The following is a 21,649-nucleotide window of genomic DNA, read 5'->3' on the forward strand; positions in this document are numbered from 1 at the left end:
ACACAACCCAACACACCCCCGATCGCCGCCCCCCCCTACCGGGGCCCCCCGCTTCTCATACCACTGACATTCTGCTGAATCCGCTGTGAAAGCCGAATAGAAGTGGAGCTAAGGAGAATTGAACTCCTGACCTCCTGCATGCCATGCAGGCGCTCTACCAACTGAGCTATAGCCCCTTGCGGTGTGCCGCTCTCCGGGCTCTCCCCTCGGCGGCATCGCCAACATTACACGGTCCCTCCGGCTCACCACCAAATCGCTTCCGGTCTGAAGGGATAAGACCGATACGCCCGGTACTGTCGCCCTTCGTGACTGTCGCCACGCTCCCGCGGAGCACTCCGCGAAACCTCTCCGGCCGGCGCCCTCTCCTGCTCGCCGCCGCGGTCTGCCTGCTGTCCTTCGCCACGTTCTGGGCGGCGCAGCGCGCGGCCGGGGTCTCCATGATCGACCTGATGGTCTATCGCGCCGAGGGCCGTACGGTGCTGGACGGCCGGGACCTGTACGCGATGCGCGCGACCTCCGTTCAACTCCCGGCGACCTACCCGCCGTTCGCCGCCCTGCTGTTCACCCCGCTCACACTGCCGGGCGTTCCCTGGCTGCGTACCCTCGCCACCGCCGGGAATCTGCTGCTCCTGGTCGCGTTCGCGCGTCTCTCCCTGCGTCTGACGCTCCCCCCGCACCGGCTCCCCCGGCCGCTGGTCACCGCGCTCTGGGTGGCCGCGGTCGCCGTCTGGTGCGAGCCGGTCTGGACGACCCTGCGCTACGGGCAGATCAATCTGCTGCTCGCGGTGGCGGTGGTGTGGGACCTCACCCGCCGCGACGGCCACCGCTGGGCGGGCGCGGGCACCGGCCTCGCCGCCGCGATCAAGCTCACCCCCGCGCTCTTCGCCGTCCTGTTCCTGCTCGTCGGGCTGGTACGGGCCAGGGAGGAGGGCTGGAACCCGTGGCTGCGACGGACCGCCACGGCCTCGGTGGTCTTCTGCGCGGCGACGCTGGCAGCCGCCGCCGCTCTCCCCCGCGACTCGCTCCGCTTCTGGTCCGTGGCCCTCTTCGAGACGGACCGGGTGGGCAGCGCGGAGAACACCGCCAACCAGTCGCTGCGCGGGGTCCTCGCCCGGCTGCTGCACACCGGGCAGCCGGCGCTCTGGTGGACCGCCACGGCCGCCGCGGTGGCGGTGCTCGGCCTCGCGGTGGCGGTCGCGGCGGCGCTGCGCGGGGAGCGGGCCGCGGCCATGGCCGTCTGCGCGGCGACGGCGCTGCTGATCAGTCCGGTCTCCTGGTCGCACCACTGGGTGTGGTGCGTACCGATCACGCTGTTCCTCGGGGCGCGCGCCGGGGCGCGGTGGGCGCTCGCCGCGGCGCTGGTCTTCTGCTCGTACGCCCTGTGGTGGGTCCCGCATGGCACCGGCCGTCCCGAACTGGCCCAGGGCGCCGCCGAGATGGCGCTCTCCGCCCTCTATCCGCTGACGGCCGCCGCCCTGATCGGATACGTGGCGGTGTCCGTGGTCAGGCCGTGGCGAACGAGTAGAACCGCTTGAGCGTGCAGTGCTCGTCGAGGAGCCGGCCGTAGATCGGCTCGCCCTCCAGCTCCCGGTACGTCTCGATGGGGTCGCCTTTTATGATCAGCGCCCGCGCGCACTCCTCGCACCAGTACTGGTACTCGGGGTTGAGCGGATCCATGTCCCGGACGATCGGCGTACCGCTGCCGCACCAGTCGCATTTACGCCTGTGTGCACCCATCACTCAGCTCCAGCTGTGGCCGCAGGCCGTGCACACGTAGGAAATTCCGCCATTGTCACCAAGTACTTGAGCCACCTGGGGCGAGCCGCACGAAGGGCAGCTGAGGCCGGTGCGCGCCTCCGCCGCGGCAAGCAGCTCATCGGGTTCCTCGACGCTGCTGGCGGACATGTACGCGCTTCCTCCCCATGCGGTCCGTCGCCCCCCTCCGGCGGTCCGATTCTGCCACGCCGAGGACTGGGGAGCAGCCTGAAAAATCCTGCCTGTTAGGGCTTATACCGGACGCGGCACCGCGGGGCGGGGGCTCGCCGGGCGAGGGAGACGGCGAGCGCGAGGACGAAAGTCCCGAAACCAGAAATCCCGCCCCTTGCCAGGGACGGGATCCAAAGGATGAAACGGATTGTGGAGCTAAGGAGAATTGAACTCCTGACCTCCTGCATGCCATGCAGGCGCTCTACCAACTGAGCTATAGCCCCGCGTGTTCCCCGCGCTCAGCGCCGCGAACAAGAAGAACTTTAGCCTGCGACCAGCCGGAAAGTGAAATCCGGCCCCACCGCCACCGGGGACGGCTCAGTCGTCGTCACCGAGGACCGGTTCCGGGAGGGTTCCCGCGTTGTGCTCCAGGAGCCGCCAGCCGCGCACGCCCTCGCCGAGGACGGACCAGCAGCAGTTGGAGAGCCCGCCGAGTCCTTCCCAGTGGTGGGATTCCAGGCCCAGCAGATGGCCGATCGTGGTACGGATCGTGCCGCCGTGGCTGACCACGACGAGCGTGCCGCCGTCGGGCAGCTTGTCGGCGTGGTGGAGCACGACGGGCGCGGCACGCTCCGCCACCTCGGTCTCCAGCTCACCGCCGCCGCGCCGGACGGGCTCGCCGCGCTTCCAGGCCGCGTACTGCCCGCCGTACTGCCCGATGATCTCTTCATGGGTCAGGCCCTGCCAGTCGCCCGCGAAGGTCTCGCGGAGCGCGGCGTCGTACGCGATGTCGTGCCCGGTGATCGCGGCCAGCTCACGGGCCGTGGCCGCGGCCCGCCGGAGGTCGGAGGCGACGATCGCGTCCGGCTTCAGGGAGGCCAGCAGCCGGGCGGCCCGGTGTGCCTGGGCGACACCGGAGTCGGTCAGCTCGATGTCCGTGGTGCCCTGGAAGCGGCGCTCCAGATTCCACGCCGTCTGGCCGTGCCGCCACAGGATGATGCGGCGGCCCCTGCCGCCCTTTCCGCCGTTCAGCTCAGCTCACCGTCCGTGTCACCGAAGACTCCCGCGCGCTCCTCGCCGTCGCCCGCCGACTCGGCGTGCTCCGCGGCCTTGCCCCGGGTCTTGACGGCGTCCTCGGGAAGCGGCAGCTCGGGGCAGTCCTTCCACAGCCGCTCCAGAGCGTAGAAGACCCGCTCCTCGCTGTGCTGCACATGCACGACGATGTCGACGTAGTCGAGGAGGATCCAGCGTGCGTCGCGGTCGCCCTCACGGCGCACCGGCTTGGCACCCAGCTCCTTCTGAAGCCTCTCCTCGATCTCGTCGACGATCGACTTGACCTGACGGTCGTTGGGCGCCGAGGCGAGCAGGAAGGCATCGGTGATCGACAGCACATCGCTGACGTCGTACGCGATGATGTCGTGCGCGAGCCGGTCGGCGGCCGCCTGGGCGGCGGCGTTGACGAGCTCGATGGAACGATCAGTAGCGGTCACAAGCAGGCTTCCGTCGGTGGTCATGGAGATACCAAGGATCTCACGGACCACCGACAGCCGGTGCGGCGCGGGAGCGGGGCCGGGCGTCACGCCCGGCCCCCGTACGCCCGCCCCCGCCGTCCTCAGTCGACCTTGTAGTCCTTGCCGAGGACGACGGACACATCCGCGTTGGTGGCCGCCTTGCCCTTCTTGACCGCGCCGGCCGGCAGTCCGAGGGTCTTGGCGACCTCTTCCGCCTCCGGTTTCTTCGCCTCGTCGCCGTAGGTGACCTGCGAGGATGTCACCACCTCCGCCGTACCCGCGTCCACGAAGGCATAGCCGCCGTTGACCAGCGAGATCCGGGAGAACTCCGCCGCGTCCTGGTTCCCACTCGCGTTCTTCACCCCGACGCGGACGGCCGAGCCCTTCTCCGGAGCGCTGACCGAGCCGCCCAGGATGTCCTTCACCACACTCTCGGCGGCCTGCTCGGTCAGCATGCCGTTCTCCTGAACGGGCAGCAGCGTGGTCTTGTAGTCGCCGACCTTGGCGTGCTCGGCCAGCTTGGCGAGGGAGGCTCCCAAGTCCTTCTCGGGAAGCGACGGATCGAGGATCTGCGCCAGGGTCTCGACGGTGACCGTCGCGGCCTGCGGGTCGTCCGACATCTTCCGCAGCACCCCCTGGAGGACCTGGCCGAACCGCTGGAGCTGCTTGGACTCCGGCTCGCCGGGCGCGCTGTAGGTGGCGTAGGCCACCGCCATCCGCCCGCTGAGCGTCTGGTTCTCGCCCTTCTTGACCACCGGGTCGTCGCCCTGCTTCGCCCCGGGCACCTCGACGTCGGTGGTCAGGTCGATCGTGCCGACGAGTTCGACAAGGTTCTCCAGATACGGGGTGTCGAGCCGCCAGGTGCCGGTGATCTTGGTGCCGAGCAGCGTGCCGATGGCCTCGCGCGTTCCGTCCGAGCCGTCGTCGTCCACGGACTTGCCGAGCGTGCTGGAGACGCCGTCGTCGTCGGCGACGGAGAGGGAGTTGGGCAGCAGGACGGTGGTGCCCTGTCCTGTCGTGGCGTTGTTGACCAGCAGCGCCGTGGAGGTGCCCTTCTCCTTGGTGTCGTGCAGATGCACCACGATCACATCGCGCTTCTGCGGCCCGGTGGCGGTGGTCTTCTTCCCGTCCTCGGAACCGAGGCCGGGCAGCTTGCCCGCGTACCAGAGATAGCCGACGCCGCCGGTGACCGCGAGGACGAGAACGACGACGAGGGCCACGACCCGGCTGCGACCGCGCCGCTTGGCCTCCTCGCGCCGCTCGGAGCGGCTTTCGGTGAACTTCAGCCAGTCGATGACGTCTTCGGAGTTCTCGTCCGGCTCCTCGATGAACGAGAACTGCTCGGTGCGGTAGTCACGGTCCTGGCCGTCGGGCCGCCGCTGCTCCGGTACGGGTACGGAAGCGGGCGCCGGGGCGGGCGCGGTGGCCGGCTCGGGCGCCGGGGCGGCGGACGCGGCGGCCGGCTGCTGCTGCTGCTGCTGCTGCTGCTGCTGGATGTTCCACTGCTGGGTCGTGTCGACGCTCACGGGCTGCTGCTGCCCGGTGTCGTAGCCGTAGCCGTCGTATCCGTATCCGTACCCCTGCCCCTGCCCCTGTCCTTGTCCTTGTCCTTGTCCTTGTCCTTGCCCCTGTCCCTGCTGCGACGGCTGGGCGTACGGGTCGTACTGCTGCTGGGGCCCCGGGGTCTGCTGGGGCTGGGCGTACGGGTCGTATCCGTACCCCTGTTGCTGCTGCGACGGCTGTTGCTGCTGCTGTGGCTGCCCGTAGGCGTCGTACTGCTGCTGTGGCTGGGGCTGTTGGTACACCGGCTGCCCGTACTCGTCGTAACCGACGATCCGGGGCTGCGTGTAATACGGGTCGTACGGATCGTACGGCTGCTGCTGGTCGTTCACCGGTGCCCCTCTCCGTGGCTCATGCGCCGCGGTACAACTGCCGCTTGTCGATGTAGCGCACCACACCGTCCGGCACCAGGTACCAGACCGGATCGCCCTTCGCGACCCGCCCCCGGCAGTCCGTCGACGAGATCGCCAGCGCGGGCACCTCCACGAGGGAGACCCCGCCCTTGGGCAGTCCGTCGTCCGTCAGATCATGGCCCGGCCGGGTCACTCCGATGAAGTGGGCGAGCGAGAACAGCTCTTCGTGGTCCCGCCAGCTCAGGATCTGGGAGAGCGCGTCGGCTCCGGTGATGAAGAACAGGTCCGCGTCGCCGTGGACGGCCCGCAGGTCCCGCAGCGTGTCGATCGTATAGGTCGGGCCGCCGCGGTCGATGTCGCTGCGGCTGACCGAGAACTGCGGATTGGACGCGGTGGCGATGACCGTCATCAGATAGCGGTCCTCGGCCGGGGAGACCACACGCTGGCTCTTCTGCCACGGCTGCCCGGTCGGCACGAACACCACCTCGTCGAGGTGGAACAGGGCGGCCACTTCACTGGCCGCCACCAGGTGCCCATGATGGATCGGGTCGAATGTCCCGCCCATCACGCCGAGTCGGCGCTTGGCACGGCCGGATCCGGGTTCACGACCACCGGCCGCTCGCTGCTCTCCCATGCGTCCAGAGCCTACTGGCACAAGATGACGCCCTGGTGTCAGCGGTCGCGGTTGAAGCGGGTGGTGATCCACAGCAGCAGAAGCAGCGCGAACAGGGCGCCGCCGCCGACGAGGTAGGGGCTGAGGCTTTCGTGGTTGCCGCCGCGCTCGGCGCCCTCGGCGAGCGTGACCAGGTGGGCGGCGGTACCGGTGAGGCTCATCTTCTACGGGCCCTTTTCTTCGCGGGTGGGAGCGGAGACTTCGCGCACATCGTATGCGGGGGCCTCGGGCACGCTCACGCCGACTCAGTCGTTGTCATCGTTGTCGCGGTATCCGCGCAACAGGAACCACGCGAGCAGGACGACTCCGACCATCGAGACGACCAGCACGATCCGCAACGTATCGCCCGGTCCTTGCTGGTCCGACGCGGCGGCGAGCAGGGTGATGGTTTCCGTCATGTCGGGTGTGCTCCTCGCTCTCTTCCGGCGGCGCCCGGGGTGGCGGCTCCCGGGAAACACGGCCATGGCCCCCCGTCACACGGTAGACCCACCCCCTAGGGTGGGGGCCGTCAGGGGGACGAGCTTTGGACTCGTATGAACAGGGGATATCCATATGACCGAAGACAGTCACGAGGCAGCCACTCACGAAAACGTGCCGAGCAGGCAGCGCAAGCGCTTCCCGGGCATTTCCTCACGGGCGTACGAACACCCCGCGGACCGCTCCGCGCTGGTCGCCCTGCGCAAGCTCACCGGCTTCGACACGGTCTTCAAGGCGATGAGCGCGCTGCTGCCCGAGCGCAGCCTGCGGCTGCTCTTCCTCTCGGACTCCGTGCGGGTCGGTGACGCGCAGTTCGCGCATCTGCACGCCATGCTGCGGGACGCCTGCTACATCCTGGACCTGGAGAAGGTTCCCGTGATGTACGTGGCGCAGGATCCGAAGCCGAACGCCATGTGCATCGGTCTGGACGAGCCGATCATCGTGGTCACCACCGGGCTGGTGGAACTGCTCGACGAGGAGGAGATGCGGGCGGTCGTCGGCCATGAGGTGGGCCACGCGCTCTCCGGTCACTCCGTCTACCGGACCATACTTCTCTTCCTCACCAATCTGGCGCTCAAGGTCGCCTGGATCCCGCTGGGCAATGTGGCGATCATGGCGATCGTCACGGCGCTGCGGGAGTGGTTCCGGAAGTCGGAGCTGTCGGCGGACCGGGCCGGACTGCTGGTCGGCCAGGATCTCCAGGCCTCGATGCGCGGTCTGATGAAGATCGCCGGTGGCAATCACCTGCACGAGATGAACGTGGACGCGTTCCTGGAGCAGGCCGCCGAGTACGAGGCGGGCGGCGATCTCCGCGACTCCGTGCTCAAGATCCTCAATGTGCTGCCACGTACGCACCCCTTCACGACGGTGCGTGCGGCCGAGCTGAAGAAGTGGGCCGAGAGCCGCGACTACCAGCGGGTCATGGACGGCCACTACCCGCGCCGCGAGGAGGACAAGGACACCTCGGTGACCGATTCGCTCCGCGACTCCGCCACGCATTACGCGGACACGGTCCGCAACAGCAAGGACCCGCTGATGAAGCTGGTCGGCGACATCGCGGGCGGCGCGGGCGATCTGGGCGGCAAGCTGCGCGACAAGTTCACGGGTGGCGGCGGCAGCGGCAACGGTGGCAGCGGCAACCGCCCCTCGGACACGGGCGGCGAGGGCCCCGGCAAGAGCTGACCCGTACGAAGCCGCGCGCCGTGCGCCGTACGGCGCACGGAACCGCGCGCAAGCGCGTGCCGAGCCCGGCAGGCCCCGTCAGCCGGCCGGGCTCGGTTCCGCCGCGCGGGACAGCGTCCCGCACAGCGCCGTGGTGGCGGGGCCGGTCGCGTACGGGTCCGTGCCGGCCGGTTCATGAGGCTTCGCCCGCTGGCCGGCCAGCAGCGGCCGCAGCGTTGTCGGCGGCTCCGCCGAACACGCCTGCGGCCCGGCCTGCACCTCACTGGTCAGCAGTCGCGCCGTATGACGCGGCAGCGCGTCCAGGTCGAAGCGGAAGCGCAGCTCGCGCCGGACGGTGAAGAGCGAGGCGTCCCGTACGGGCAGCGCGTCGGAGCCGGCCGGACGCAGCGCGTAGACGAAGACATGGTCCGAGACCACCTCCAGCGTCCCGGGCGAGGTCTCCTGGTAGCGCAACGTGCCGTGCACCCGCACCCCGTCGCCGGCCTGGGCCACCCTCGCCGGGTCGAAGCGGACCAGCCAGCCGGTCGGGGCGTGCCGGCCGTCGTCGGCGGGGGTGGCGAATCCGGCGTCGAACTGGTCGAGCTGGTCGGGGTCGAGCAGCACCCGTACCGGCCGTTCCGTGCGGCCCTCGATGACGTCCGGGTCGAGCGAGGACGCCACCAGATAGTCCTTGACGGTGGTCAGCGCGGCCATCACCTGGCTCTCCGAGAAGCCCCCGGTCTCCCGGACGGCGGGCATCGTGATCCCGGCCGCCCCCACGCGGAACTGCGCGGCCGGGCTGTGTGTGAAGAGGTCCACGGGGGTGCCTCCCGGCACGGGCCCCCGCGGGACCAGCGGGATCACCGACATCCGCACCTGGTCCACCGCGCGTCCGGTGGCCGGCCGGTAGGGATTGCGCAGGCCCAGATAGATCGCCGTACCGAACGCCAGGACCACCACCAGTACGAGCAGCAGCAGCTGTCTCGATCCGCGCCAGAAGATCCCCCGGGTCCGTCCTTCGGCCGGTGGCGGAGGCTGCGACGGAGGCACCCGCCGTACGGCGTCGGCGTGATCGGTCATCCGCTCCCGCGCCGAGAACTCCTGAAGGCGGGCCTCCCGGATGAAGGATTCGTCGAAGACGATGGAGCGGTACTCGTCGTCATCGCCGCCGGGCAGCCCCTCAGGTTCCCCCTCGGGTGGGTCTCCACGCCCTGCCATACCTTCAGAGTAGGTCGGCGGGGCCGAACATAAACGCTGGGCAAGCCGGGAAGTTCCGGGAGCCACGCGATCGGCCGTTCAGGTCGTACCCGGCCGTTCGGGAGCCGTTCGGGAGCCGTTCAGGGGCGTCCAGAGCGGCGGTCAGGGCGTGCGCGGCACGGCGGAGACCGCCGGCGCCGACTGGTTCGCCGAGGCCGAGGGGATCCCCGGGGCCGGCTTGTCGATCCCGGTCGTGGCGGGCTGAGGCACCTTGCCGTCGCGGCTGTTGGAGGCTCCGCGGTAGACGGCCGAGAAGGCCAGCGCGACCATCCCGATCCCCATCAGCAGGGCGAGCAGCCAGGCGACGGGCCGGTGCCAGCGGGCGGCGCCGCGGTACGGCCGCAGCGAGCCGCCGTGGCGTCCGTACGGCCCGGAGAGCGCGTCGGGGTCGTCGGGGTCGTACTCGTCGTCGTAGCCGGGGTCGGGGCCGTACGCGCCGTCGTGGCCGTACAGCTCCTCGTACAGCTCGTCCTCGGGCCGTCCCCCGCCGGACCGCGCGCGGGCCGCCTCGGCCTCGGCGCGCGCCTGGGCGGCGGACAGCAGCCGTTCCACGGCGGAGGGTTCATGGATGGTGGCGGCCCTGACGAAGTCCTCGTCGAACACCACGGGGGCGAAGTCCTTGTCCGCGCCACCGCGGTCGTCGTCGGGCTCCCAGCCGTCCGGGAACGGCTTGCCCCCCACGTCGTCCGGCACCCCTTCAGGGTAGACCTGGCGGGTCGTTTTGGGCAGGCGGAGTCCGAACTCTCCCGACCCGGTCTTCGTCACACCGCGGTCCCGGGCGCCCGCCCGTCGCGGCGGGCGCCCCTGCCGTATCGGTCCGTATCAGTGGCCCCACCGCTACCGCGTGTGGCCGTCGCCGATCACGATGTACTTCGTCGAGGTCAGCTCCGGCAGCCCCATCGGCCCCCGTGCGTGCAGCTTCTGCGTGGAGATCCCGATCTCGGCGCCGAAGCCGAACTGGCCGCCGTCGGTGAACCGGGTGGACGCGTTCACAGCGACGGTCGTGGAATCGACCAACTGGGTGAATCGGCGGGCGGCGGCCTGCGAGGTGGTGACGATCGCCTCCGTATGGCCGGACGACCAGAGGCGGATATGGGCGACGGCGGCGTCCAGCGAGTCGACCACCGCGGCGGCGATGTCGTACGAGAGGTACTCGGTCTCCCAGTCCTCCGCGGTGGCCGGCACGATCTCCGCCTTCGAGCCCGCGCCGTACGCGAGCACCCGCTCGTCGGCGTGGACCGTGACCCCGGCGTCGGCGAGCGCGTCCAGCGCGCGCGGCAGGAACGCGCCCGCGATGTCCTGGTGGACGAGAAGGGTCTCGGCCGCGTTGCAGACGCTGGGCCGCTGCGCCTTGGAGTTGATCAGGATCTCGACGGCCATGTCGAGATCGGTCTCGGCGTCGACATACACATGGCAGTTGCCGGTGCCGGTCTCGATGACGGGGACGGTGGACCCCTCGACGACGGTACGGATCAGGGAGGCGCCGCCGCGCGGGATCAGCACGTCGACCAGGCCGCGGGCCCGCATCAGCTCCTGTACGGCGTCCCTGCCCTCGCCGGGCACGAGCTGTACGGCGTCGGCGGGCAGCCCGGCCCCGCCGACGGCGTCGCGCAGTACCCGTACGAGGGCGGTGTTCGAGGAGATCGCCGAGGAGGAGCCGCGCAGCAGCACCGCGTTGCCCGACTTCAGACAGAGCGCGGCGGCGTCCACGGTGACATTGGGGCGGGCCTCGTAGATGATCCCGACCACACCGAGCGGCACCCGCACCTGACGCAGATCGATGCCGTTGGGCAGCGTCGAACCGCGTACGACCTCACCGACCGGGTCGGGCAGCGCCGCCACGTCCCGTACGTCCCCGGCGATGGCCCGCACCCGCTCCGGGGTCAGCGTCAGCCGGTCGATGATCGCCTCGCCGGTCCCGGCCTCCCGGGCCCGCGCGATGTCCTCGGCGTTGGCCGTGACGATCTCGTGGGTACGGACTTCCAGCGCGTCCGCGATCGCCAGCAGCGCGTCGTCCTTGGCCGCCCGCGGCAGGGGCGCGATATCGGCGGCCGCGGCGCGGGACCGGTAGGCGGCCCTGGCGACCGGGGAGAGGTTGTCGTACGGCGAGAGCGAGGTCATGCCCGCAGGGTAGTGCGCGCCCTGCGGGCATTCCGCACCTATTCCGGACTCCGAGACACTTCCGGAGGGGGATCAGAACGGATGAACGCCCACCGGGGCCGCCGGCGGCGGGCCGTAGCCCTCCGCGATCCGCTGGTGATACGTCTCACGGTCGATGACCTCAAGACCGACGATCTTCCACGGCGGCAGCTTGGCGCTCGACCGGTGCTCGCCCCAGAGCCGCAGCGCGACGGCGGCGGCGTCGTGCAGGTCCCGGGCCTCCTCCCAGTACCGGATCTCCGCGTGATCGTTGGCGTACCGGCTGGTCAGCAGGAAGGGATGGTCATGGGCCAGCTGCTCCAGGCCGCGGCGGACCTCCGGCAGCGGGGCCTCGGCGCCCGAGACGCTGAGCGTGATGTGCCAGAGCTTGGACAGCGCACGGCCCTCCGCACGCGCGTCCGTTCTCGATACGACCTCCCGCTGTTGCTCGTCGTCGAAGTCGTCCCCCGCTTCGACGCTGGTCAGGGCTCGTTCCTCGCCCGCGGCCCTCCGGGCGTGGGCGCTCCCCCCGGTCCCTCGGGGCACCGCCCCCGGGCGCGCTCGTCTCACCAGCGGCCTCCTGTTGATGCGTTGTCGTGCTGTACCCCGTCTGTACCCCTGGGACAAAGTTGACCAGTCCCGGGCAGGGCATGGGGCGGTTTTGGTAAAGGTCCCTGTTCAAAGGCCGGAGTTTCAGCCGTTTCAGGGGTGGTCAGGGATGGAGGATGACCAAATCGTCTCTGTGTACGACCTCACGCTCGTAGGCGGGACCCAGTTCGCGGGCCAGTTCGCGGGTGGAGCGGCCCAGGAGCTGGGGGATCTCCTTGGCGTCGAAGTTCACGAGTCCCCGGGCGACCGGGCGGCCCGCCGTGTCCCGCAGCTCCACCGGGTCTCCGGCGCTGAACTCGCCCTCGACGGCGGCGATACCGGCCGGCAGCAGTGAGGTGCGCCGCTCGACCACGGCCCGTACCGCGCCGTCGTCCAGGGTGAGCGCGCCCTGTGGGGTGGAGGCGTGGGCGAGCCACAGCAGCCGGCCCGCGGAGCGCCGTCCCGTGCTGTGGAAGTACGTACCGGTGTCCCGGCCCGCGAGTCCGTCGGCGGCGTGGCTCGCGGAGGTCAGCACCACCGGGACCCCGGCAGCGGCGGCGATCCTGGCGGCCTCGACCTTGGTGACCATGCCGCCGGTGCCCACCCCCGCCTTGCCCGCGCTGCCGAGGGAGACGCCCGCCAGATCGGCGGGGCCGCGCACCTCCGCGATCCGGGAGGCGCCGGGGGTGCGGGGGTCGCCGTCGTACAGCCCGTCGACATCGGAGAGCAGGACGAGCAGATCGGCCCGTACGAGATGGGCGACGAGGGCGGCCAGCCGGTCGTTGTCGCCGAAGCGGATCTCGTCCGTGGCGACGGTGTCGTTCTCGTTGACGACGGGGACGGCGCCCATGCCGAGCAGCTGGTCCAGGGTGCGGTAGGCGTTGCGGTAGTGGGCGCGGCGGCTGGTGTCGTCGGTGGTGAGGAGCACCTGTCCGACGCGTACGCCGTAGCGCGCGAAGGAGGCGGTGTAGCGGGCGACCAGCAGCCCCTGTCCGACGCTGGCGGCGGCCTGCTGGCGGGCCAGGTCCCGGGGGCGGCGCTCCAGTCCGAGGGGGGCGAGTCCGGCGGCGATGGCGCCGGACGAGACGAGCAGCACCTCCTTCTCGTCCCCGCTCCCGGCACCGCGTCTGACCTGGGCGAGTACATCGACGAGCGCGTCGACCCGGTCGGCGTCGAGCCCGCCGGAGGCGGTGGTGAGCGAGGAGGAGCCGACCTTGACGACGATCCTGCGGGCCCCTGTCACCGCGTGCTGCCGTACCGTCGCGCTCTGCCGTGCCGCTGCCACGTGCTGTGCCTCTGCTCTCACTGTCGGCCACACCTCACCGGCCGACCGCTCGCCGGCTGGCCGTCCGCCGGTCGCTCAGCGTACGCGGACGACTCCCCGGCCGACGAGGCATTTCAGTGGGTGGGACGCGGCCGGCGGGCCCGCTCCCGGCGGCCGATGAGCCCGCCCCCTTGGCGAACCCGCGCCCGCAGTGCAACCGGATGCCGGTGAAGAGAGTCTGTCAGGTGTAACAACAGCCGGGAAACGTCGCCGCCCGCGCAGGGATAAGCTGGGCTCCACGGCGCCCGCACGCTCGCCGATGGCGGCGACTCCCCCCACTTGAACTCCCCGCGCAACCACACACGAGATGGGCCAATCTGCAATGCCAGTAAAAGTGAGCGTCGTCATTCCGGTGTACAACCCCGGGAAGTACATCGACCCCTGCATCGATTCACTGCTGGCCCAGACGTTGCCGGCGGCGGAGTTCGAAGTGCTCTTCGTGAACGACGGGTCGACCGACGACAGCCCGGCCCGCCTGGACAAGCTGGCGGCCGAGCACCCTCACTTCCGGGTGATCCACATCCCCAACTCGGGCTGGCCGGGCAAGCCGAGGAACATCGGCGTCGCCGAGGCCAGGGGTGAGTACGTCCAGTTCGTGGACCAGGACGACCACATGGCGTCCGACGCGCTGCGACGGCTGTATGAGATGGGTCACCGCAACGGGTCGGACATCGTGATCGGCAAGGTCGCGTCCAATTTCCGCGGCGTCCCGCACGGCGTGTTCAAGAAGAACCGCGAGAAGTGCGACCTGAGCAATGCCCCGCTGTACGACAGCCTCACCCCCCACAAGATGTTCCGTACGGAGTTCCTGCGCGAGAACGGCATCGCGTACCCCGAGGGCAAGCGGCGCCTTGAGGACCAGCTGTACATGATGGAGGCGTATTTCCCCGCCAAGGTCGTATCGATCCTGGGGAATTACACCTGCTACTACTACTCGAAGCGGGACGACGGCCAGAACGCCGGCTCCGCCAAGATCGTGCCGGCCGGCTACTACGGCAACCTGCGCGAAGTCCTCAAGGTCGTCGTGAACAACACCGAACCGGGTGAATTCCGGGACCGGCTGCTGCGGCGCTTCTACCGGGTCGAGATGCTCGGCCGGCTGAGCGAGCCGTCCGTGGTCAACTACACGCCCGAATACCTCGACGAGATGTGCGACGCGATCCGTCCGCTCGCCGAGGAGTTCATGCACGACGGAGTGCACGACGGCCTCGGCTCGCTGGTCAGGCTCCGCTCCACCCTGCTGCGCGCCGACGACCGGCAGGGGCTGGTGAAGATCGCCCGCTTCGCCAAGTCGGTGAAGGGCGCGGCCCGGCTGGAGGACTTCGACTGGCAGCCGGACGGCAAGGCCGTTCTCACCGTGACCGGCCGGCTCGTCCACGGGGAGGACAAGGAGCCGCTGCGGCTGGTCCGCCGCGACAAGCGTTACTTCCTGCACCCGGACATCACCGAGGGTCTGCTGCCGGACGGTGAACTCCTCGATGTCACCGACGACATGGACAGCTTCAAGGGCGAGTTCTCGCTGCGTAACCGCGAGACCGCCGTCGAGTGGCCGTGCGTAGCGGAGTTCACCACCAAGATCGAGTCACTGGGCGACGACACGTACGAGGTCGTCCTGCACGGCACCGGCGAGGTCACCAGCGAGGCGGTCAAGGGCCGCGGCCGGGTCTCCCGCGGTTTCTGGGACGTCTGGGTGCCGCTGCGCGGGCTCGGACTGGTACGGAAGGCCAGGCTCGGCGCGGACCGCGCGGCGTCGGTCGACACCAAGTGCCTTCCCGCGCTGCTCGGTTCGCCCGCGCGGCCGGTGATCCCGTATTTCACCGACCCGCACGGCAACCTCACCCTCGATGTCGCGGGCCGCGCCAAGAAGATGGCCACCTATCTCGCGGACCGGCCCGCGCGGCGGATGCCCGGCAACCGTCCCGAGCTGCGCCTCGATGTGTTCACCGGCACCAAGTCCGGTTCCCAGGCGGTCGAGTTGGTGCTGACCCCGGCGGACGGCAACGCGCGGACCGCGCCGTCCACGCTCCGCCCCGACCAGGGCCGGGCCCACCTCGGGATCCCCGCCCGGGTGCCGGACCTGCCGGCCGGACCGGCACAGCTCTCGGTACGGCTGGACGGGCCGAAGGGGCCCGTGCTGCCGCTCTGCGAGGTGCCCGTGGGCCACGGCGGCCGGATCCAGCTGGACCAGAGCGGTCTGGACGTGGTCGACCCGCTGCTCGTCCGGGCGGTGACGGTGAAGCGCCGCCGGGCGACGCTGCGCCGGGTGCTCCGCTCGGCCGGCGGCCCGATCGTGCGCCGGCTGCCCTCCTCGGCGCGCAAGAGGGTGCGCCGGCTCGCCGCCCGTCTCTGACCGGCCGCGCTCCTCCCGAGCAATGAGTGACAAGCACACAGAACAAGGACGTGATCACATGCGGCAGCTCTCGGTCGAAGGCGCCTGGGTACATGAGCCGAAGATCTTCCCGGACAGCCGTGGCAGCTTCCACGAGTGGTTCAAGGCGTCGGACTTCACCGAGGCGGCCGGCCACCCGCTGCGTCTCGCGCAGGCGAACTGCTCGGTGTCCAGCCGCGGCACGCTGCGCGGGATCCACTTCGCCGACGTACCGCCCAGCCAGGCCAAGTACGTGAAGTGCGTGCGCGGCGCGGTGCTCGACGTCATCGTGGACATCCGGGTCGGCTCGCCCACGTACCGGCAGTGGGAGGCGGTGCGGCTGGACGATGTGGATCATCACGCCGTCTATCTCGCCGAGGGGCTGGGCCACGCGTTCATGGCGCTGACGGACGACGCGACGGTGGTCTATCTGTGCTCCGAGGGATACGCCCCGGGGCGTGAGCACGGCATCAACCCGCTGGACCCGGCGCTCGGCATCGAGTGGCCCGAGGGCATCACCCCGCTGCTCTCCGACAAGGACGCGGCGGCGCCGACCCTCGCGGAGGCCGAGGCCCAGGGCCTGCTCCCGTCGTACGAGGACTGCACGGCGTACTACACCGAGCTGGCCGCCCGCGGCTGAGCCGCCCCGGCGCATACGGGAGGGGCCCGAGCGATCATGAATCGCCCGGGCCCCTCCGTACGGATACCGGGATCAGCCGGCGCCCGCTTCGATCAGCCGGTGACCGCCTCGATCTGCCGGCGCAGCGGCGCGAACGCCGACCGCGAGCGGCGCAGATTACGGGCGCGGGCCAGACCTGGCCAGAAACCCGCCCCGAGCAGCGCCTCGGGCCGTACCGCGTTCTTACGGACCAGCACCTCTTCGGGCACGTCCTGCGGGTCCGGTACGACGTACTCCTCGATGATCTTGTCGTACGCGTCCTTCAGCACCGTGCTCTCCGGGTTCGCGCCGAAGATGGCCACCACCCCGGTCGGCTCGGTGTCGACGTCGACAACCAGCAGGTCGGGACGGTAGCGGCGCAGCACCGTGGCCACCTTGTAGACGTCTCCGGCCCAGAACTTGGTGTGCCGGTCGCGCGCCGCCTCGTCGACGTCGCGCGGCAGCATGTCGTCCAGGACGATCACGCTGGACCAGCGGGAGTGCTTCTCGACGTTCATGAAGTCGCGCAGCGCGAACTCGAAGAGATGCATGCCGTCGATGAACGACAGCTCCAGCTTCGGGTCACCGCCGAAAAGGTTGACCGGGTCACGCCGGGCGAGCGCGCGGAACGGGTTGCGGCCGTTGCGCAGATGGATCAAAGGATCCTTGCGGGCGAAGAAATCGTCGCTGGTGGCCTTGACCAGGTGGACATCGCAGCTGATGTCCGTGACGACCCGGAACGCCGGGTCGACCGCGACCGACGGAACCCGGGACAGAGCCAGACTGCGGCCGTCATTGACCCCGATTTCCAAGTAGGTGCGGGGCTTGTACACACGGTGCAGTTGGCGCAGGAAGCCGTGGCGATCCACGTAAGGGGCCCTTCACTGAGAATCAAACAACGCAGGGATTGATTCTCAGTGAACTTAGTGGGCCTCCTGGCTGTACGTAAACATCTACTGGCCAGTAACACTCATTTGGCCGCGCAGTCCCGCTCGGCCCCACGCCAAGCCCCCGTTGAGCGCCCGCTCAGCCCCGCTCGGCCCGGACCAGCGCGGGGAACGCCTCGCCGAGAGCCGTATGCCAGTCACGGATCGGTTCGATTCCCGCGGCCTTCCACCGATCGTGTCCCAGCACGCTGTACGCGGGCCGGGGAGCGGGGCGTACGAACGCCTCGCTGGTGGTCGGACGGACCCGCTCCGGATCCGCGCCGAGCAGCCGGAAGATCTCCCTGGTGAACCCGAACCAGGTCGTCTCGCCGCCGCTGGTGCCGTGGTAGACCCCGGCCGGGGCCGTCCCCGCGAGGGCCGCCAGGCCCAGCAGGACCAGCCGGTCCGCGAGGTCGCCGGTCCAGGTGGGCTGGCCGAGCTGGTCGTCCACCACGTCCAGGGTGTCCTTGATCCCCTCCAGCTTGATCATCGTCCGGACGAAGTTGCCTCCGCCCGCGCCGTAGAGCCAGGCCGTACGGACGACGAACCCGGTCTCCGGGAGGGTGTCCAGGACCGCGCGCTCCCCCGCCAGCTTGGTACGGCCGTACGCGCTGCGCGGGGCCGTGGGGTCGTCCTCGCCGTACGGGGTGCGGGCGTCTCCGGCGAAGACGTAGTCCGTGGAGACCTGGAGCAGGACGGCGCCGGACGCCTGGCACGCCTCGGCGAGCACCCGGGGCCCCGTGCCGTTGACAGCCAGCGCCTCGGGCTCCTTGGCCTCGGCGTCGTCCACGGCCGTCCAGGCGGCGCAGTTGACGACGACCTCCGGCGTATGGGCCGCCAGGGCGGCACGCACCGCGCCGGGGTCCGTGATGTCCAGCGCGGTACGGTCCAGCCCTGCCGCGCTCTGCCCGGCCCCGGCGAGCCGGGCCAGCAGATCCTGGCCCAGCATGCCGCCGGCGCCCGTGACGAGCCAGCGGCTCACAGCGCGGCACGCCCCTTCAGCGGCTCCCACCAGGCGCGGTTCTCGCGGTACCACTCCACGGTCTCCGCGAGGCCGGTGGCGAAGTCCTTGCGGGGCTCGTACCCCAGCTCCGTACGGATCTTGGAGCAGTCCACGGAGTAGCGGCGGTCGTGGCCCTTGCGGTCGGTGACGTACTCGACGCTGGTGTCCCAGTCCGCACCGCACGCCTCCAGCAGGAGCCCGGTCAGCTCCTTGTTGGACAGCTCCGTGCCGCCGCCGATGTTGTAGACCTCACCGGCCCGGCCCTTCGTACGGACCAGCTCGATGCCCTGCACATGGTCGTCGATGTGCAGCCAGTCGCGGATGTTGCCGCCGTCGCCGTACAGCGGGACCTTCTTGCCGTCCAGCAGGTTCGTGATGAACAGCGGGATGACCTTCTCGGGGAAGTGGTGGTGCCCGTAGTTGTTGGAGCAGCGGGTCACCCGCACATCGAGGCCGTGCGTGCGGTGGTACGAGAGCGCGATCAGATCGCTGGAGGCCTTCGCCGAGGAGTAGGGCGAGTTGGGCTCCAGCGGGTGGGTCTCCGGCCAGGAACCCTCGTCGATCGAGCCGTAGACCTCGTCGGTGGAGATATGCACGAAGGTCTTCACCCCGGCGCGGTGCGCGGCGTCGATCAGGGTGTGCGTGCCCACGACATTCGTACGGACGAACTCCGCGCCGCCGTCGATGGAGCGGTCCACGTGCGACTCGGCGGCGAAGTGCACCACCTGGTCGTGCTCGGCCATCAGCTTGGCGACCAGCTCGGGGTCGCAGATGTCGCCCTGGACGAAGGAGAACCCGGGGTGGTCACGGACCTCGTCGAGGTTGGCCGGGTTGCCCGCGTAGGTGAGCTTGTCGAGGACGGTCAGCTCGACATCGCCGGGGCCCTGGGGGCCCAGGACCGTACGGACGTAGTGCGAGCCGATGAAACCGGCACCGCCGGTCACGAGAATCCTGTCGGTCATGAAGAGATCTGCACCTTGCTGTGGTCACCGAGGACGAGTCGGTGGGCGGACGGGTTACGGGGCGCCGGGGTGATCTCGACATCGCGGCCGATCAGCGATGCCTCCACCCGGCGCACGCCGGTGAGCGAGGAGCCCCGCAGAACGATGGAGTACTCGATCTCGCTGTCCTCGATCCTGCACTTCTCGGAGACCGACGTGAAGGGACCGATGTAGGCGTCGCTGATCACCGTGTCCGCGCCGATGATCGCGGGACCGACGATCCGGCTGCCGGTGACCCGCGCGCCCTTCTCGATCCTGACCCGCCCTATGATCTCCGTCGCCTCGTCGACGCTGCCGTCACGGCACGGCTCGACGGTCTCCAGCACAGAGCGGTTGACCTCCAGCATGTCGGCGACATTGCCGGTGTCCTTCCAGTAACCGGAGATGGTCGTGGACCGGACGTCGCGCTTCTGGTCGATCAGCCACTGGATGGCGTGGGTGATTTCCAACTCACCGCGCCAGGAGGGCTCGATCGAGCGCACGGCCTCATGGATGGCGGGGGTGAAGAGATAGACGCCGACGAGCGCGAGATCGCTCTTCGGCTCCTTGGGCTTCTCCTCCAGGGCCACCACCCTGCCCGCGCCGTCGAGTTCGGCCACGCCGAAGGAGGTGGGGTTGGGGACCTTCGTGAGCAGGATCTGCGCCTCGGGGCGCTCCTCACGGAAGCCGTCGACCAGCCCCGTGATGCCACCGACGATGAAGTTGTCACCGAGGTACATCACGAAGTCGTCCTCGCCCAGGAACTCACGGGCGATGAGGACGGCGTGCGCCAGCCCGAGAGGGGCGTCCTGCTGGAGGTAGGTGACCTTTATGCCGAACTGCGAGCCGTCGCCGACCGCCTCGCGGATCTCCGCCGCGGTGTCGCCGACGATCACACCGACCTCGGTGATCCCCGCTTCGGCGATGGCCTCCAGCCCGTAGAAGAGCACGGGCTTGTTCGCCACGGGGACCAGCTGTTTCGCGGAGGTGTGCGTGATGGGGCGCAGGCGGGTACCCGCCCCGCCGGACAGTACGAGAGCCTTCACTATCCCTATCCCTGCTGAGATTCCGATGCTGCCCGGGCGTCGCCCGACAGTCCGATTTTACCTACGATTTCCTGTGCGGCCCGCCGCTGGCCATCTCGAAGGAGTGAACCGGTGCATAAGGGATGCGCGAAAGGGCGCTCTGGCGTGCACGGATATGCACTCCGGCAGCCCCGCGCGGGCGGGCGCGCGGGCAGACGCGCGGGGCGGACGCGCGGGCCCTTACCGCCGTACCGCTCGCCCCCGCCCCCGGCGCACCACCCCGTACCTCCGCCGTACGGCCCAACTCCTCACGGCCTGGGCCTGGTTGGCAGCGGACCGTGCGGTCTCGACACGGCCAGGGCCCGTACCTGCGCACGCACCCGGCGCGCCACCCTGCGCGCCAGCGACTTGCGTCGGCGTACCGCCTCGGGCGCCTCGATGCGTCGCAGCCCCGGCTTGCCGAGCCAGTCGGGCACGGTCACCTCGTACGAGGCGTCGCCGAGACCGCTCCTCTTGTCGCCGAAGTGCGGGAAGACGAGATAGGGCGTACGGACCCTGCCCCGGTGGACCACCTCGGGCACGGTCTCCGCCCTGATGAAGGCCAGCATGTCCGCCAGCAGATCGAGCCGGCCCAGCGCGACGCACTCCAGCCGCAGCCGTTCGGCGACCTTGATGCGCGCGGCCACTCCGGGCGTCCAGTACCGCTCCATCAGCGGCGCCGCCAGCTCCAGCTTGTGCTGTCGTATTCGCTCCGGCTGCTTGAGCATCCCGTGGCCGAACTGCTGGATCAGTCCGACCGTGAAGGGTCTGACCATCAACCGGTCGCGCTTCGGGCCCGCCGGCACCAGCTCGGTGATGAGCGCCATGAGGGCGCCCGTGGCCTCGAAGCGGAGCTCGTGGCCGCCGGTCTTGGTCACGTGCTTGCCGTCGTCGCGGCCGACCAGGTAGTAGCAGGTGTAGTCGGCGACCACCGAGACGCCGTTGCCCCGGATGTACGCCTCCATCGTGAAGAGGGCGTCCTCACCGGTCCTCAGGGCCTCGTCGAACCGCAGCCCCAGCCGCTCGATCAGCTCGCGGCGGAAGAGCTTCTGCGCGCTCAGCGTGTAGATGACCTGCGAGTTGTAGATGTCGACGCGCTCGGCCGTGCGGTTCCACATCGAACCGGGAGCGCCTCGGTTCACGCCCTCGACCTTGCCGAGCACCACATCGGTACCCGCGCGGTCGGCCATGGCGACCAGGCGTTCGAGCGATTCATCGGCTAAGTAGTCATCGGCGTCGAGGAAGAAGACGTAGCGGCCGCGCGCCATGCCCAGACCGACGTTGCGCGGCCCGCTGGGGCCGCCCGAGTTGGCCTGGCGCACCACTCTGGTGGGGATGGCCGTCCGCGCGGCGAACGCCTCCAGGTAATCACCCGTGCCGTCGGTCGAGCCGTCGTCGACGGCGACGATCTCGATGCGGTCGGGACCCAGCGTCTGGGCCTCGACCGACTCCAGGCAGCGGATCAGATAGGGCATCGCGTCGTACGCTCCGACGATCACACTGACATCGGGAAGAGACTTGGTGTTCATCACAATTCAAGACAAGTGCCACTGAAAGTTGGTTGTCCCACCTCGGTCACCGGCCGTGTGATGCCCATCACAACCGCGTTCCGGCCCCTTGAAACGACAAAGGCCCGGCAGTACGCCCCTAGGCGCCCTGCCGGGCCCGAAAACCGCTGGGG

21 protein-coding genes and 2 tRNA genes are annotated in these 21,649 nt (G+C 69.9%); 4 read left to right on the plus strand and 19 right to left on the minus strand.

From position 1 onward, the window contains the following. Positions 1–103 precede the first annotated feature (103 nt). Positions 104–176 (minus strand) — tRNA-Ala (locus ACFRMN_RS02025). 129 nt (positions 177–305) lie between these two features. Here ACFRMN_RS02025 and ACFRMN_RS02030 point away from each other — a divergent pair. Then, entirely contained in the window at positions 306–1,535 is a 1,230-nt protein-coding gene (locus ACFRMN_RS02030; RefSeq protein ID WP_383011803.1) for a glycosyltransferase 87 family protein, read from the plus strand. Here the strand turns inward: ACFRMN_RS02030 and ACFRMN_RS02035 are convergent. The 8 genes from ACFRMN_RS02035 to ACFRMN_RS02070 form a co-directional block, all read right to left on the minus strand. Then, on the minus strand, positions 1,504–1,737 hold the full coding sequence (locus ACFRMN_RS02035) for a hypothetical protein (protein WP_030352343.1): 234 nt from the start codon (positions 1,735–1,737) through the stop codon (positions 1,504–1,506). The two genes, ACFRMN_RS02030 and ACFRMN_RS02035, sit on opposite strands and share 32 nt — an antisense overlap. Before the next feature lie 400 nt (positions 1,738–2,137). Beyond that, a tRNA-Ala gene (locus ACFRMN_RS02040) sits at positions 2,138–2,210 on the minus strand. Between the two features lie 94 nt (positions 2,211–2,304). After that, entirely contained in the window at positions 2,305–2,958 is a 654-nt protein-coding gene (locus ACFRMN_RS02045; protein WP_383012045.1) for a histidine phosphatase family protein, read from the minus strand. Beyond that, a complete protein-coding gene (gene rsfS, locus ACFRMN_RS02050) occupies positions 2,955–3,416 on the minus strand; it encodes a ribosome silencing factor (RefSeq protein WP_383012048.1) in 462 nt (153 codons plus the stop codon). Before rsfS ends, ACFRMN_RS02045 begins: the two co-directional genes overlap by 4 nt. A gap of 122 nt (positions 3,417–3,538) precedes the next feature. Continuing rightward, on the minus strand, positions 3,539–5,329 hold the full coding sequence (locus tag ACFRMN_RS02055; RefSeq protein WP_383011806.1) for an LCP family protein: 1,791 nt from the start codon (positions 5,327–5,329) through the stop codon (positions 3,539–3,541). Positions 5,330–5,348: 19 nt separating this feature from the next. Beyond that, complete coding sequence (gene nadD / locus ACFRMN_RS02060) at positions 5,349–5,984, minus strand: nicotinate-nucleotide adenylyltransferase (protein WP_383011808.1); 636 nt, start codon at positions 5,982–5,984, stop codon at positions 5,349–5,351. A 38-nt stretch (positions 5,985–6,022) separates the two neighbouring features. Further along, positions 6,023–6,184, minus strand: a complete 162-nt coding sequence (locus ACFRMN_RS02065) for a hypothetical protein (protein ID WP_383011811.1) — start codon at positions 6,182–6,184, stop codon at positions 6,023–6,025. An 84-nt stretch (positions 6,185–6,268) separates the two neighbouring features. Further along, on the minus strand, positions 6,269–6,421 hold the full coding sequence (locus ACFRMN_RS02070; protein WP_383011814.1) for a hypothetical protein: 153 nt from the start codon (positions 6,419–6,421) through the stop codon (positions 6,269–6,271). Positions 6,422–6,575: 154 nt separating this feature from the next. Here ACFRMN_RS02070 and ACFRMN_RS02075 point away from each other — a divergent pair, with 154 nt between their 5' ends. Beyond that, positions 6,576–7,682, plus strand: coding sequence for a M48 family metallopeptidase (locus ACFRMN_RS02075; protein ID WP_383011817.1), 1,107 nt, complete (start codon positions 6,576–6,578; stop codon positions 7,680–7,682). Positions 7,683–7,760: 78 nt separating this feature from the next. Here ACFRMN_RS02075 and ACFRMN_RS02080 read toward each other — a convergent pair whose 3' ends face one another. The 5 genes from ACFRMN_RS02080 to proB all read right to left on the minus strand — a co-directional run bounded on the left by ACFRMN_RS02080 (position 7,761) and on the right by proB (position 12,888). Further along, entirely contained in the window at positions 7,761–8,879 is a 1,119-nt protein-coding gene (locus ACFRMN_RS02080) for a hypothetical protein (protein WP_383011820.1), read from the minus strand. A gap of 141 nt (positions 8,880–9,020) precedes the next feature. After that, positions 9,021–9,611, minus strand: a complete 591-nt coding sequence (locus ACFRMN_RS02085) for a hypothetical protein (protein WP_383011823.1) — start codon at positions 9,609–9,611, stop codon at positions 9,021–9,023. A gap of 144 nt (positions 9,612–9,755) precedes the next feature. Further along, positions 9,756–11,039: a glutamate-5-semialdehyde dehydrogenase gene (locus ACFRMN_RS02090; RefSeq protein ID WP_383011826.1), complete on the minus strand. Its 1,284-nt coding sequence runs from the start codon at positions 11,037–11,039 to the stop codon at positions 9,756–9,758. Positions 11,040–11,111: 72 nt separating this feature from the next. Then, complete coding sequence (locus ACFRMN_RS02095) at positions 11,112–11,627, minus strand: hypothetical protein (RefSeq protein WP_030352353.1); 516 nt, start codon at positions 11,625–11,627, stop codon at positions 11,112–11,114. 142 nt (positions 11,628–11,769) lie between these two features. Then, entirely contained in the window at positions 11,770–12,888 is a 1,119-nt protein-coding gene (gene proB / locus ACFRMN_RS02100) for a glutamate 5-kinase (protein ID WP_383012051.1), read from the minus strand. A gap of 415 nt (positions 12,889–13,303) precedes the next feature. On the opposite strand from proB, the gene ACFRMN_RS02105 reads away from it, so the two are divergent. Together ACFRMN_RS02105 and rfbC are read left to right on the plus strand one after the other, a co-directional pair. Further along, a complete protein-coding gene (locus ACFRMN_RS02105) occupies positions 13,304–15,319 on the plus strand; it encodes a glycosyltransferase family 2 protein (RefSeq protein WP_383011829.1) in 2,016 nt (671 codons plus the stop codon). A 58-nt stretch (positions 15,320–15,377) separates the two neighbouring features. Next, positions 15,378–15,977: a dTDP-4-dehydrorhamnose 3,5-epimerase gene (gene rfbC, locus ACFRMN_RS02110; protein ID WP_383011832.1), complete on the plus strand. Its 600-nt coding sequence runs from the start codon at positions 15,378–15,380 to the stop codon at positions 15,975–15,977. 92 nt (positions 15,978–16,069) lie between these two features. Here rfbC and ACFRMN_RS02115 read toward each other — a convergent pair whose 3' ends face one another. From ACFRMN_RS02115 to ACFRMN_RS02135, 5 genes are all read right to left on the minus strand, one after another. Further along, the gene (locus tag ACFRMN_RS02115; RefSeq protein WP_129771097.1) at positions 16,070–16,864 is read right to left on the minus strand and encodes a class I SAM-dependent methyltransferase; all 795 of its coding nucleotides are present in this window, start codon (positions 16,862–16,864) and stop codon (positions 16,070–16,072) included. A gap of 157 nt (positions 16,865–17,021) precedes the next feature. Next, positions 17,022–17,903, minus strand: coding sequence for a dTDP-4-dehydrorhamnose reductase (rfbD, locus tag ACFRMN_RS02120; protein ID WP_383011835.1), 882 nt, complete (start codon positions 17,901–17,903; stop codon positions 17,022–17,024). Beyond that, positions 17,900–18,886, minus strand: a complete 987-nt coding sequence (gene rfbB, locus ACFRMN_RS02125) for a dTDP-glucose 4,6-dehydratase (RefSeq protein WP_383011838.1) — start codon at positions 18,884–18,886, stop codon at positions 17,900–17,902. Before rfbB ends, rfbD begins: the two co-directional genes overlap by 4 nt. Continuing rightward, a complete protein-coding gene (locus ACFRMN_RS02130) occupies positions 18,883–19,950 on the minus strand; it encodes a glucose-1-phosphate thymidylyltransferase (protein ID WP_383011841.1) in 1,068 nt (355 codons plus the stop codon). Before ACFRMN_RS02130 ends, rfbB begins: the two co-directional genes overlap by 4 nt. Positions 19,951–20,237: 287 nt before the next feature. Continuing rightward, on the minus strand, positions 20,238–21,497 hold the full coding sequence (locus ACFRMN_RS02135) for a glycosyltransferase family 2 protein (RefSeq protein WP_383011844.1): 1,260 nt from the start codon (positions 21,495–21,497) through the stop codon (positions 20,238–20,240). Positions 21,498–21,649: the final 152 nt, after the last annotated feature.

This window comes from Streptomyces sp. NPDC056835 (assembly GCF_042789485.1).
Taxonomy (GTDB): domain Bacteria; phylum Actinomycetota; class Actinomycetes; order Streptomycetales; family Streptomycetaceae; genus Streptomyces.